13 protein-coding genes are annotated in these 13893 nt (G+C 37.6%); 7 read left to right on the forward strand and 6 right to left on the reverse strand.

What is annotated here, in order from left to right; translation table 11 throughout:
- Window positions 1-494 precede the first annotated feature (494 nt).
- The 3 genes from SP041_RS16090 to asd all read left to right on the forward strand — a co-directional run bounded on the left by SP041_RS16090 (window position 495) and on the right by asd (window position 4967).
- Window positions 495-2360, forward strand: coding sequence for a polysaccharide lyase family 7 protein (locus tag SP041_RS16090; protein WP_025564997.1), 1866 nt, complete (start codon window positions 495-497; stop codon window positions 2358-2360).
- A gap of 418 nt (window positions 2361-2778) precedes the next feature.
- Entirely contained in the window at window positions 2779-3609 is an 831-nt protein-coding gene (gene nadE / locus SP041_RS16095; RefSeq protein ID WP_025564996.1) for an ammonia-dependent NAD(+) synthetase, read from the forward strand.
- A gap of 245 nt (window positions 3610-3854) precedes the next feature.
- Complete coding sequence (gene asd, locus SP041_RS16100) at window positions 3855-4967, forward strand: aspartate-semialdehyde dehydrogenase (RefSeq protein ID WP_025564995.1); 1113 nt, start codon at window positions 3855-3857, stop codon at window positions 4965-4967.
- Between the two features lie 312 nt (window positions 4968-5279).
- Here the strand turns inward: asd and gpsA are convergent, their stop codons facing one another.
- The 4 genes from gpsA to SP041_RS16120 are packed head-to-tail and all read right to left on the reverse strand — an operon-like array spanning window position 5280 to window position 7499.
- Window positions 5280-6284: an NAD(P)H-dependent glycerol-3-phosphate dehydrogenase gene (gpsA, locus tag SP041_RS16105; RefSeq protein WP_025563748.1), complete on the reverse strand. Its 1005-nt coding sequence runs from the start codon at window positions 6282-6284 to the stop codon at window positions 5280-5282.
- Between the two features lie 28 nt (window positions 6285-6312).
- Entirely contained in the window at window positions 6313-6774 is a 462-nt protein-coding gene (gene secB / locus SP041_RS16110; protein ID WP_025563746.1) for a protein-export chaperone SecB, read from the reverse strand.
- A gap of 40 nt (window positions 6775-6814) precedes the next feature.
- A complete protein-coding gene (gene grxC, locus SP041_RS16115) occupies window positions 6815-7063 on the reverse strand; it encodes a glutaredoxin 3 (protein ID WP_025563744.1) in 249 nt (82 codons plus the stop codon).
- 7 nt (window positions 7064-7070) lie between these two features.
- A complete protein-coding gene (locus SP041_RS16120) occupies window positions 7071-7499 on the reverse strand; it encodes a rhodanese-like domain-containing protein (RefSeq protein WP_025563742.1) in 429 nt (142 codons plus the stop codon).
- A 212-nt stretch (window positions 7500-7711) separates the two neighbouring features.
- Between SP041_RS16120 and gpmM the strand changes: the two genes are divergently transcribed.
- The 4 genes from gpmM (at window position 7712) to panM (ending at window position 12045) form a co-directional block, all read left to right on the forward strand.
- Window positions 7712-9241: a 2,3-bisphosphoglycerate-independent phosphoglycerate mutase gene (gpmM, locus tag SP041_RS16125; RefSeq protein ID WP_025563740.1), complete on the forward strand. Its 1530-nt coding sequence runs from the start codon at window positions 7712-7714 to the stop codon at window positions 9239-9241.
- Window positions 9242-9513: 272 nt separating this feature from the next.
- On the forward strand, window positions 9514-10758 hold the full coding sequence (locus SP041_RS16130; RefSeq protein WP_025563738.1) for a peptidoglycan DD-metalloendopeptidase family protein: 1245 nt from the start codon (window positions 9514-9516) through the stop codon (window positions 10756-10758).
- Window positions 10759-11598, forward strand: a complete 840-nt coding sequence (locus SP041_RS16135; protein ID WP_025563736.1) for a divergent polysaccharide deacetylase family protein — start codon at window positions 10759-10761, stop codon at window positions 11596-11598.
- Between the two features lie 18 nt (window positions 11599-11616).
- Window positions 11617-12045 carry an aspartate 1-decarboxylase autocleavage activator PanM gene (gene panM, locus SP041_RS16140; protein ID WP_025563734.1) on the forward strand — a complete coding sequence of 143 codons (429 nt, stop codon included), beginning with the start codon at window positions 11617-11619 and terminating at the stop codon, window positions 12043-12045.
- A gap of 78 nt (window positions 12046-12123) precedes the next feature.
- Here panM and SP041_RS16145 read toward each other — a convergent pair whose 3' ends face one another.
- A complete protein-coding gene (locus SP041_RS16145; protein WP_025563732.1) occupies window positions 12124-12726 on the reverse strand; it encodes a DUF4136 domain-containing protein in 603 nt (200 codons plus the stop codon).
- Window positions 12727-12735: 9 nt separating this feature from the next.
- Entirely contained in the window at window positions 12736-13710 is a 975-nt protein-coding gene (gene dusA / locus SP041_RS16150; RefSeq protein WP_025563730.1) for a tRNA dihydrouridine(20/20a) synthase DusA, read from the reverse strand.
- Window positions 13711-13893 lie beyond the last annotated feature (183 nt).

Raw genomic sequence — 13893 nt, forward strand, 5'->3', positions numbered from 1 at the left:
ATAAAATAAGCCTTAAAGTACTTTAATGAAAAGCCATTAGTATTATACCTAAATGTAGACACTCTAAAATGAGTACGTTATCAATATTCAAGGAAGTCATTATTTGTTCATTAAGCACCGAATACTATCGAGTAAAATACCCTGAAAAAGGAATTATTCATTCATCGTAAAAGATCATCGTGTTGATGAGTGATAAAAGAAAAAATGCAGCTATTTAATATTATTGTACGACTTTAAATCAATTTTTATTTTCCTGAAAACCTAAAATACAGTATTAAACAACAAATCAAAATTGTGACATTGACATTAAAATTGCACCAAAATAGTGAAGTTGCACTTTTTTGGTGCTTACAATGTGATCTATAGGCGATTTTTAGGCCTATTTTTAATTGCCTCGGTTTCAATCTTATTTAAGTATAGAAAAATCATCCTTTAATATTTTAATATTTAAGTATGACATTAAGTAAAAATTGTTTAATTTAAAAGGAATTTTCATGCAATTAAAAACACAACTTAAATATACAGCTGCAATTGTTGCAGCTGTATTATCAATGTCCACAATATCACTAGCTAACGCCGCCTCAGTGAGCATCTCTAATCCAGGCTTTGAAAGTAGCTTTGATAACTGGGAAGACACTGAGCCTTCAGCTATTTCAAGCGATGAATACACAGGTTCAAAAGCAGCTAAAATCACAGGATCTTCTGGTAAATTTCAACAAGATATAACCGTAGATACCAATACTGATTACCAATTAACGGCTTATATTTCAGGCCATGGTAAAATTGGCGCAACGATAGATGACACTAGTTACACAAGTAGCAGCAGTGGCAATGATGATTACGAGTTAGTAACTCTTTCTTTTAATTCTGGCTCAAAAACTTCTGTGACTATTTTTGGTAGTTACGATGGTGATGAAGGTCGCTTTGATGACTTTGCATTAGAAAGTACTGGTACTTCGACTAGTAGTGGTACCAGTTCAAATAGTGATGAATTAGAAATTGATAATGCATTTGATGATGGTACGAGTCACTCTAATTACCCTCCTGAAAATGCTATAGATGAGAGTACAGCTTGGACATCGCGCTGGGCTGCTGAAGCAGGTGGTGATGCCGTTAATTTAACAATGCAATTGAAAGAAAACAGCGATGTAACTAAGGTTGGTATTGCATGGGGGCAAGGCGAGTCTCGCACACATACCTTTGAAATTTATGCACGTTCAGGCACAAGCGGTAGCTGGACAAAAGTGTTTGATGATGTCAGTAGTGGTAGTAGTACAGATTTAGAAGTATATGACGTGACTGATATATCAGCACAACAAATTCGGGTTAAAGCACAACAAAATAGTGCTGGCAGCGATTGGATGAATATTACCGAAGTTAAAATTTACGGCGGTGACGCAGTTGAAAGTGAAGAAACTGAAGAAGAAGTAACTGAGGAGGAAGTTGTTTCTACCGGTAGTTGCAATATCGACATGTCTATTTGGGGTTACACTACAGGCGACGGTACTTCGATGAATGACGTTGACGATATCCAAGACTTAGTTGATAACAAAACATTAGGCTCTAACGGTGAAGAAGAAATTATATTTAACAATGGCTGTGTAACATTTACTGTTGCAAATGATGCAGCAAGTTCAGGTGGTTCTACATACCCACGTTCTGAATTACGAGAACTAATGGCGCGTTATACAGACGGTGGTGATGCCAATGTCAAAGGTATCACTAAAAATAACTGGGTAACAAGTGAAGCCTCTTCATCTAACCAATCTGATGCGGGCGGTGTTGACGGCAACTTAAAAGCCACTTTAATTGTTAACACAGTATCTGTGGATGCAACAAGTGAAGATCAAATTGGTCGTATCATTGTTGGTCAAATCCATGGAGAAGATCATGAACCAGTTAAAATTTACTACCGCAAACTACCAGAGCACGATAAAGGTTCTGTGTTCTTTACTGTAGATGATTCAAGCGGAGATCCGGGTGATCGCATTAATATCATCGGTTTCACTGATAAAAATGATACAGATGAAGATGCAAGTGGTGACCCAGTTGAACCTTCAAATGGTATTGCATTAGGTGATGAGTGGAGTTATGAAATTGACCTTTCTGGTGACCAATTACAAGTTACTGTATGGCTTGACGGTTACACGTACACAACTGAAGATTCAATTACCTACACTAAAACTCGCTCTAAACAGTTGATCCGCAATTCAAGTGATACTAGCGCCATTACGATTGATGACTTCTATGCTTCAGATTACATGTACTTTAAGGCTGGTCTTTATAACCAAAATAAAACAGGAACAGATTCACCTGATTATGCTTCGGTTACCTTTAAAGTGATTGATGTAGATCACTAGTCTAAACCATTAGTTAATAACAATTAATAACTTGTAAAATAGACTTAAGCAGCCCAATGGGCTGCTTTTTTTAATATTGATAGAGCAAGAGCAATAAATATCCACATTAATCAAACATTAAAAATAAAGATATTAGAAATATTATATAACCTCATTTTTTAGACAATAATTTAAAATTATTGTTAATCGTATTAGCGAATAAAGAAGCTCAAATCCCTATGCTATGTACATCAATTAAACAGCAGCCATTATAAAAATCATTTACTAAAAATGAATAATTTTGAACCACCTATTTAAAATATTTTATCTCATTTTATAAAGGCTCTATTAATAATCCTAAGTTTTACTATAAAAAATGACTGCTTTTTTGCATAATAATTTATAAACATAAATTCACCTCTAAATAATGGACTGCCTCATGAAACAAAAAATACTACAAGAGATGTGTGTTTTAGCAGACATCAATATAGAAAATGAAATTGAACGCCGTATTAGTTTTATTAAAAGCACACTAAAAAAAGCATATTGCAAAACATTAGTATTAGGTATCAGTGGTGGTGTTGACTCAAGTACAGCTGGGCGACTATGTCAGCTATCGATAGACCAATTAAATCAAGAAGAAAGCACTAACGACTATCAATTTGTCGCGGTACGCTTGCCTTATGCAGTTCAGAAAGATGAAGATGAAGCACAACTAGCCGTTAGTTTTATTAAACCAACAAACTGCATCACCGTTAATGTACAAACTGGCGCAGATGGTATTCATGAAACAACCGTCGCCGCGTTACAAAACAGCGAAGTAAAATTGGCTGGGAATGCTAACTTTGATTTTGTAAAAGGTAATGTGAAAGCGCGAATGCGTATGATTGCACAATATGAAATTGCTGGGTTAACTGGTGGCTTGGTTGTTGGAACCGATCACAGTGCAGAAAACATTACCGGTTTCTATACTAAACATGGTGATGGTGCCTGTGATTTAGCGCCTTTATTTGGCTTGAATAAACGTCAAGTAAGATCACTTGCTAAGCATTTAGGCGCACCTAGCCTATTAGTCGAAAAAGCACCGACAGCAGATTTAGAAGAGGATCAGCCACAGCTTGAAGACGAAATTGCATTAGGCATGACTTACGATCAGATTGATGATTTCTTAGAAGGCAAAGAAGTTGCAAAAGAGATTGAAGATAAACTCATTGCTATTTATCTACGTACTCAACATAAACGCCAACCTATTCCGACAATTTACGACTAATAAAAACCACTTTAACGCTAAATAGTTCATCATATATAGTCGCTGATATTAGCCATTATCAGCACACCGATCATAACTTACCTTGATGATTTGATAAAAATTAAGCAATCAAGGTAAGTTTCTGCACTTTTTCCTCCGCAAACCATCAAATAACTAGCCTTAATCACGCCTCTAATGATAGATTCTCTATTAGGTTAATGATTAACCGTTTTATTTAAACTATCAAATTTAAGGAAATATAGACCATGAAAAAAGTGGGTTTAGTTGGTTGGCGCGGTATGGTTGGATCTGTTCTTATGCAAAGAATGCGTGAAGAGAATGATTTTGCAACGATTGAGCCTGTATTTTTCACCACCTCACAAGTTGGTCTAGCTTCTCCAGATATTGGTAAAAAAACCGAAACCTTAAAAGATGCCTCTTCAATTGAAGATCTAGCAAAAATGGATATCATCATTACTTGTCAAGGTGGTGATTACACTAACTCTGTTTACCCAGCATTACGTGCAAGCGGTTGGAATGGTTACTGGATTGATGCAGCCTCTTCATTACGTATGAAAGACGACAGCATCATCGTATTAGACCCTGTCAACAAAGATGTGATTCAACAAGGTTTAGCTGACGGCGTAAAAACTTACGTTGGCGGTAACTGTACCGTTTCACTCATGTTATTAGCATTAGGTGGTTTATTCGAAGCAGACTTAATTGAGTGGGTTTCTCCGCACACTTACCAAGCAGCGTCAGGCGCTGGTGCACGTAATATGCGTGAATTGATTAGCCAAATGGGTGCAATTGAATCATCAGTAGCGGATGAGTTAGCAGATCCAGCTTCTGCTATTTTAGAAATAGATAAAAAAGTTGCTGAATTCATTCGTAGTGATGCATTACCAACTGAACAATTTGGTGCACCATTAGCTGGTAGCTTGATTCCATGGATTGATGTACCAATGCCTTCTGGTCAATCTAAAGAAGAGTGGAAAGCACAAGTTGAAGCAAACAAAATCTTAGGTACATCTGATAACCAAACGCCAATTGACGGTTTATGTGTGCGAATTGGTGCAATGCGTTGTCATAGCCAAGCAATCACAATGAAACTGAAAAAAGATGTATCAGTGGCTGAAATTGAAAAGATCTTAGCTTCTCACAATGAGTGGGTTAAAGTGATTCCAAATGAACGTGAAGCAACGGTTTCTGAGCTTTCTCCTGCAAAAGTAACCGGTACATTAAGCATTCCTGTTGGTCGTATCCGTAAACTAGCAATGGGACCTGAATATATCAGTGCATTCACTGTTGGTGACCAACTACTATGGGGTGCAGCTGAGCCACTTCGTCGTATGTTGAACATCTTACAAGACGCTTAATTTGCATTAGCTTTATCGTTTAAATTAAAAAAGGCCTCGAATGAGGCCTTTTTTATATCTAGCGTTTAAAAACAGAGTTATACCAATGGAATTAAATAAGTGATCAGAGATTGCGCAGGAAAAATTAACACTAATAAGGCGTGAGTTGTAGGAGATAGTTGTTCTCACTTCAAAACTCACAACGCAGTTAGGGGGGATTTTAACCAGCAAGAATGATCACCTTATTAATTCTTTTGGTATTAATACCAATCTAAGTAATTATCTAGTCATTTATTTATCCAGATTGGTATAAACGCTTAAAGAAACGAGATGTTATTCGCCTTTCTTACTGCGTGATAACAAGTCCATAGCCGCTTCTTTTACCGCTTTACCTTGATAAAGCACGTAATAGATTTGTTCACAAATCGGCATTTCAATATTAACGCGTTTAGCAAGGTTATAAACTTCTTCAGTATTACGGTAGCCTTCAACCACTTGGCCAATTTCAACCTGTGCTTCATCAATACCTTTACCAGAGCCTAATGCTAAACCAAAACGACGATTACGAGATTGATTATCTGTACAAGTTAAGACTAAATCACCTAAACCTGCCATGCCCATAAATGAAGCTTCAGTAGCACCTAAAGCAACACCTAAGCGCGTTAACTCCGCTAAACCACGCGTGATTAACGCAGTACGCGCATTTGCACCAAAACCTAAGCCATCGGCTAAACCTGCACCAATAGCAATCACGTTTTTAACAGCGCCACCTAATTGTACGGCAGTGAAGTCTTCCGAAATATAGGTTCTAAAATTACTATTATTATGGAAAAGGTCAGCAATATGTTGGGTAAAGTGAGTATCTGTACCCGCCACAGCAACGGCTGTAGGCAAGCCTTTAGCGACTTCCATCGCGAAAGTAGGACCTGATAAAACAGCAAGAGGGTAATGGTCACCCACGATATCTCTCGCTACTTCTTGTAATAAACGGCCTGTTTCAGCTTCTAACCCTTTTGTTGCCCAAGCAATACGATGCTCTGGACGTAATAAAGGTTTAACTTGAGATAATACCAAACCAAATACATGGCTAGGCACCACCAACAAAATAGTATCTGTTGCGGCAATACATTTTGCTAAATCACTTTCAGGCTGGAGACGTTCAGGAAATGTGACTCCTGGTAGAAATGCTTTGTTTTCACGATCGGTTTGTAGGCGTTTAATGTGGTCATCTGAGTGACCCCAAATTAACGTGTTATGTCCGTTACGAGCCAATGATACAGCAAGAGCAGAGCCGTATGACCCTGCTCCTAATACTGTAATGGCAGTTTTTTCAGCCATTAGATTACCTATTTAAGAAAAGACTTAATTAAGAGTTTAGTGTTTCTACTTCAGCTTGCTTACTCGCCATTGCTTGCTGGAATAAAGCATCAAAGTTTACAGGCGCTAAGTTTAACTGTGGGAAAGTACCACGTGTTACTAAGCTAGAAACGGCTTCACGAGCGTATGGGAATAAGATGTTTGGACAAAATGCATTTAAGCAATGAGCAAGTTGTGGACCTTCAAGGTCTGAAACAGAGAAAATACCTGCTTGTTGTACTTCACATAAGAACGCAACTTCACCTTCAACACTAGCCGTTGCTGTTAGTGATAATGTCACTTCGTATACACCTTCTTCTAATTTCTTAGATTGTGTATCGATGTCCATTTTCACTTCTGGAGCCCATTCTTTTTTGAAGATTTCTGGTGAATTTGGGCATTCAAAAGAGATATCTTTAACATAAACACGTTGGATGTTGAATTCTACTTGTTTTTCTTGTTGTTCTGGCATGATCTTCCCTTAATCGTTAAAAATATTTAATCGTAGTAAATTAGCTTAATAGTTTATCAAGTTCGTTAGCACGCTCTAGTGCGTATAACTCGTCACAACCGCCTATCGGCTTATCATTAATGATAATTTGCGGAACTGTTGTGCCACCCGTAATTTTAGTCATATTAGGGCGAAGAGAACGATCTGATACATCAATTTCTTGATACTCAACTTCTTTGCTGTCTAATAATTGCTTTGCACGCATGCAATATGGGCAATACGGTGTCGTATAAATAGTGATAGTAGCCATAATATAATTACTTCTTAGTTGTTGGTAAGTTTGCAGCCGTCCAGCCACTCATACCTGAAAAAAGATTATTTACTTGCTCAAATCCAGCATTAGCTAATTTATCGCCTGCGCCGCCTGAACGAGTACCTGTTGCACATACAACTATAATGGGGGTCTGTTTGTCATTTTCAATAGCAGCAAACTTTCCTTCATCAATTTGTGACACAGTTATGTTTTTAGCATTAACAATGTGCCCTTTTTTAAACTCTTCAGCAGAACGAACGTCAACAACAATCGCATCTTTTTTGTTAATTAGTAACGTCGCTTCCTGAGGATTAATGTTGTTTGTTTTACTTAACTTAGCTTTTACTACGCTATGAATTAACATTGCGGCAATCACTACCCAAGCAATCGCAAGCATTGGGTTATTAGTAACAAAATCAATATACTCTTGCATAACTTTTTTCTTCTTCTATAAGGATAAATTCGAGTCTGAGTATACCCTGTGGAAAACAGAATATCAGCCTTGAGATTTAGAATAATAAATGAAAATGTCTTTTTTTTGTCTATTTCAACTTGCTTTGATCTCACACTAGGCTTTTTCAGTGACAAGCCGCACAAATGTTGTAAAATCAACAGCAGATAATTTGAACAATAAAGAGGTTTAATATGACAACTCCTAAGAAACCATTAGTACTGTTAATTCTAGATGGATGGGGCTACCGTCCTGATATGCCAGATAACGCAGTATCAAATGCAAAAACACCTGTTCTAGACCAACTATGTAAAGATTATGCAAATAGTCTTATTTCAGCTTCGGGTATGGATGTCGGTTTACCAGATGGTCAAATGGGTAACTCAGAAGTGGGCCATACTAATATTGGTGCGGGTCGTACTGTTTACCAAAACTTAACTAAAGTGACTAAATCTATTGCTGACGGTGATTTTTTTGAAAATGCTACCTTTGTTGATGCGATAGATAAAGCCGTTGCAGCTGATAAAGCAGTTCACATCATGGGCCTAGCTTCACCTGGTGGCGTTCACTCACACGATGACCATATTTTAGCGGCCATTGAACTAGCAGCAAAACGTGGCGCGAAAAAAGTTTTCGTTCATGCATTCTTAGATGGCCGTGATACGCCACCTCGTAGTGCAGCGGGTACACTCGCTAAATTCGAAGAAAAATATAAAGAAGTCGGTGTCGGTCGTACGGTTTCATTAATCGGTCGTTACTTTGCAATGGATCGTGACAATCGTTGGGATCGTGTTGAGCAAGCTTACAGCTTATTAACAGAAGCGAAATCAGACCACACAGCAGAAAGTGCATTAGACGGTCTTGAAAATGCTTACGCTCGTGACGAAAATGATGAATTTGTAAAAGCGACAGTGATTGGCGAAGCTGCACCAATGTCAGATGGCGATGCGGTATTATTCTTAAACTTCCGTGCTGACCGAGCGCGTGAAATTACTTACACATTTACTGATGAAAAATTCAGTGGCTTTGAGCGTGCCGTAACGCCTAAGCTTAACTTTGTAACGCTAACTGAATATGCAGCAAATATTACTGCACCAGCGGCTTACCCAAGTGAAGAATTAACCAACACACTTGGTGAGTGGTTATCGAAAGAAGACAAAACACAATTACGTATTTCTGAAACTGAAAAATACGCACATGTAACTTTCTTCTTTAACGGCGGCGTTGAAGATGAGTTCCCAGGTGAGCACCGTACATTAATCAGCTCTCCAGCAGTAGCAACTTATGACCTACAACCAGAAATGAGTTCTGTTGAATTAACAGAGAAACTAGTAAGCGCAATCAAAAGTAGCGAATACGATGTGATTATTTGTAACTATCCGAATGGCGATATGGTTGGTCATACAGGTATTTATGAAGCAGCGGTAAAAGCATGTGAAGCGGTTGATGCTTGTATTGGTGAAATTGTAGGTGCATTAAAAGAAGTCGGCGGCGAATGTTTAATCACTGCTGACCACGGTAATGCAGAGCAAATGGTTGACCCTGAAACAGGTGGCATCCATACAGCACATACTAACTTACCAGTGCCGTTCATCTATGTTGGTCGTGAAGCAACTATCGCTGAAGGCGGTCGTTTGTGTGATATCGCACCAACGATGTTATCGTTAATGGAGATGAAAATCCCAGAGCAGATGACAGGTAAGCCTTTAATTACTCTTAAGTAATTAACTTACTTTTAGATGCTCTATGTTTAATAGAGCATCTAAATTCCCCGTTTCACCCGAAGATGAGCTATATTCAACTTAATTTTCACTTAATCACAACAATTTTTTCTTTCATCTAATACAATAGTCCTTTAATCTGAATTATTTTTAACTAACTTTTCTAAAGTTTATTAGTCATATTTTGAAAGTGCTTAATTGATAACTTACTATAGCTAAGTTAATAAATAGCTTAATTCAAAATATTGTTTCCGTTTATAAGGTCGAAAATTACAGTGATATTTAATCTACTTTCTTTAAATAAGCTAGGGCGCATAAGCCAATTAATCTGTATCCCCTTTCTGATAGCAACTTTATTTAATGCTCAAGCTTCAGCAGCTAATCTGAATAATTTGCAACAGCAAATAAAAGAAAGCAAACAAACTAAAGCACAAAAACAAAAACAACAAAGGTTATTAGAAGAAGCGCTTTCTGATAGTGAGCAAGCAATCGCTAATGTCTCTCAACAAGTAAACCAAACCAAAAAAACCATCGAAGAAAAACGTGCTGCCTTAATCTCGTTAAAAAAGAGCACAGAACAACTTGAAGAAGATAAAATAAAACAACAATCATTATTACAGCAGCAGTTAGTCAGTGCTTATATGACAGGTCAAAATGACCTTATCAAACTCATGCTAAATCAAGAAGATCTAAGCAGAATCGTTCGCGCGAAAAGCTATTATCAATACCTCAATGAAGCACGTTTAGACAGTATAGAATCGTTACATTCCACACAGCAAAAACTGATAAGCAATGAAAAAGAGCAGAAAGCCACACTCATTGCATTAGAAAAAATGTATCAAGATCAGAAAGAAAGACAAGAAACAGTGAGCACTCAAAAAAATAAACGAGACAAAGCACTGAAGTCATTAAGAAAAGATATTAATTATCAAAATAAAAAACTAGCAGAGCTCGGAGATTCAGAAAAAGCATTACGTGAACGTCTTAAAAAAGCAGCTGCAGAACGTAAAATAAAAGAATTAGCAGCAGCCAAAGCACGAGTTGCTAAAGAACTTGAAGATAAAAAGAAAGCAAAAACAAAATTTTTGTCGAAAACAAAACAGAAAACCTTCTCTAAACTGGCTAGCCAAAAAGGCAAATTACAATGGCCTATCCGCGGTAGTGTTTTACATCGTTTTGGCAGTTCACGCAGTCGCAGCAGCCAAGTAAAATGGAAAGGGATTGCAATAGCCGCCAATGAAGGTGAAAAAGTCAGAGCCGTTGCAACGGGACGTGTTTTATTTGCAGGTTATTTTAAAGGTTACGGAATGGTCATCGCACTTGACCATAGTGATAATTACATCACGCTATATGGTTACAACCAAACATTGTTACAGAAAGCCGGAGATGTAGTGCTACAAGGTGATGCGATTGCATTAGCTGGGCACAGTGGCGGACAAGACAGAACAAGCTTGTATTTCGAGTTAAGCCATAAAGGCAAAGCAGAAGATCCTTTACGCTGGTTAACGAGAAAAAAATAAGTGTTAAAATTTATTAAAGTGATGAGTAACGCGCTTATCTGCTTTTACCTATTTACAGTTTCTATTAATACAGTAGCAGCTGCAACAATAGGTAAAATTGCAATTATCATTGATGACATGGGATATAACCGCCATAACCAGTCATTTTCTAAACTCCCTAATCCGGTCACTTTTGCGATTTTGCCCTTCACACCCTACTCGAAAAAAATTGCTAACGCGGCTCACCAGCAACATAGAGAAGTCATATTGCATATCCCTATGCAAGCTCAATCCCATAATCACTTATTGGGGAAAGGCGCATTAATGGAGCAAATGACTAAGCAACATTTTCAACATGTATTAAGCCAAGGTTTAGCCGATATTCCTTATGCCATTGGTGTTAATAACCACATGGGCAGTAAACTGACCGAAGAAAACATTCCCATGCAATGGACAATGGAGCTGTTGTCTAAACGTGGTTTATTCTTTGTTGATAGCCTCACGACTTCACACAGTGTTGCAGAAAGTAATGCCGTGGCAGCAGGGTTACCAGCCTTAAAAAGACATATATTTTTAGATAATGTTCGCACTCCAGCGGCAATGGACAAACAGTTTCAACAAGCCATTGAGCATAGCCAAAAAGCACCCTATACCATCCTTATTGGTCACCCTTATTCTGAAACATTACAGTACTTATCACAGCGTTTAGGGGCACCTAATAAAGATTTTCAACTGATTAAATTAAGCCAGCTTATCCCTGAAAAGCAACGTGTCATCTTAGAAGATAAAAAAGTACAATATCAACGAACAAAACAATTTAACCCGCTTTACCCAATAACAAACATCGAAAAAATTCAATAATATAATAGTGAGTACTGTATGCGATTATCCGTTTTCATTGCCAACACCGTATCGACACAACTGGTTATAGATTTACAAAAGATCTACGCAAGTTACTTCCCTGAAGCATCATTAACAGAGCAAGCCCTTACAGAGCTGATAACCCAATCATCATCTCGACTTTATATGACGATGTTTAACGAACGTCATATTGGTGCGGTTAATGTGCAAATAAACGCAACTCAAGCAACCTTGTCGCAATTAACGATTAGAGATCTAACTCGTCGTCGTGGTGTCGGTAAAAACCTGTTAAAGCAACTAGAGAAGTCTTTAACGGCAGAAGGCATGACTGATATTGAATACAACTTGAAAGAAGTAGCAGAAGTTGAATTGTTAGCAACACAAGCATTTTTATCAGATAGCGGATATCAACTGAATAACCATATCGCCACTAAAAAACTGTTATAAAAAAACTAAAAAAGCCCATAAAAAACCACACAATTGTGTGGTTTTTATTAACAAATATCATGAATAAATTGTGATGACTTATTGGCCCGCTTCAGGGAAATCTCGTAACATCATATTTAAAATACCTTTCATTCTAGTTGAACCAGACTCAACTCTATCTTTCTCTAAATCAACAAAGCCTTGTACCGCTGAACGCCAGTAAATAGTCTTTTGTTGATTATCTAATACCGTTAATAACAGAGAACCTTTTTCATAACGAGGGTCACTCGCTTTAGCACGTCTTAAACCGGGCAATAAACCAAAACGCTCTTGAACAGTTCGATCAGCAATGGCATCTTCTAACGCAAATAAAAAGCCAACAACTACATTCGCTTGTTTAGGATCTGCTTTATATTCATAGCCTTTAGTACTTAAATAAGCTTTTATTTGATCGCGTATATAGCTTTTAAACTCTTGTTGGTTTTGTCCTGCAACACTCGATAAAACTTGATTGTATTCTTCACTCCAACTGTAAGTAGTAAAAGCAGGTAATACCTTAGAAGGTTTACCGCTACTGACAATCATTAAACGTTGCGTTTCAGTCTTTTCTTGTACTTCTTTTACAGGTGTTGTTTGTGTACTACAACCAACAAGGGTAAGTTGCATACCGACTAATACGAATAAAAAATACCATTTTTTCATCTTATGACCTTATTCTTCGTTAACAAATGACGCTGCTTTTTGCATCACTTCAATACCTGAACCTGGTATATGACCATTTTCACTTAAATGACGTCGCCATGCACGCGCACCAGGTAACCCTTGAAATAACCCTAACATATGTCGAGCAACACGATTCAAATGTACACCATCAGTTAACTGTGACTCAATATAAGGGTACATTTTTTCTAATACTTCAAAGCGTGTTAATGGCATTTTATCACAACCAAATAGCTGTTGGTCAACACCACTTAATAAGTATGGGTTCGCGTAAACCTCTCTTCCTAACATCACTCCATCAACATACTGTAAATGAGTTTCGCATTCAGAAAGTGTTTTAATGCCACCATTAATCGCAATCGTTAACTCAGGGAAGTCTCGCTTTAATTGATAAACACGTTCGTAATCTAAAGGTGGAACATCACGATTTTGTTTAGGGCTTAAACCACTTAACCACGCTTTACGTGCATGTACAATAAACGTATCACAACCTTGCGATTTTACTTTTTCAACAAAGTCACATAAAAACTCATAAGAATCTAAATCATCAATACCAATACGTGTTTTCACTGTAACAGGTAAACCACTAGCGTCTTTCATCGCTTTAACCGCATCACCAACTAACGCCCCTTCCGCCATTAAACAGGCACCAAAACGTCCATTTTGAACACGATCTGAAGGGCAACCTACGTTCAAGTTAATCTCATCAAAACCACGAACAGCAGCTGCTTTTGCAGCCTGTGCTAAATCTAACGGAGCAGAGCCCCCTAATTGTAAACAAACCGGATGTTCAGCATTATCCATCTGTAAATAATCGCCTTTCCCATACAAAATAGCACCTGTCGTCACCATCTCGCTGTACAACAAAGTATTTTTACTCATCAAACGATGAAAGTAACGGCAGTATTGATCAGTCCAATCAAGCATTGGAGCAATAGAAAAACGGTTTGTAGGGAAATTTTGCATAAAACACCAAGATTAAAATGAAAGACGATCAATAAGCCAAATCAGAGTGCTAACCCGTCCACATTAAAAATGGGATAACGACTAACCTTCAACTGGCATTTCAAAAGAAGAATTATAACAGAAAATCATTACTTAAAAATGCCATTTAACAACTGTTTAAAGCTATCAAAAGATGACCAACAC

This window comes from Psychromonas sp. SP041 (assembly GCF_000470315.2).
Classification (GTDB): Bacteria; Pseudomonadota; Gammaproteobacteria; order Enterobacterales; family Psychromonadaceae; genus Psychromonas.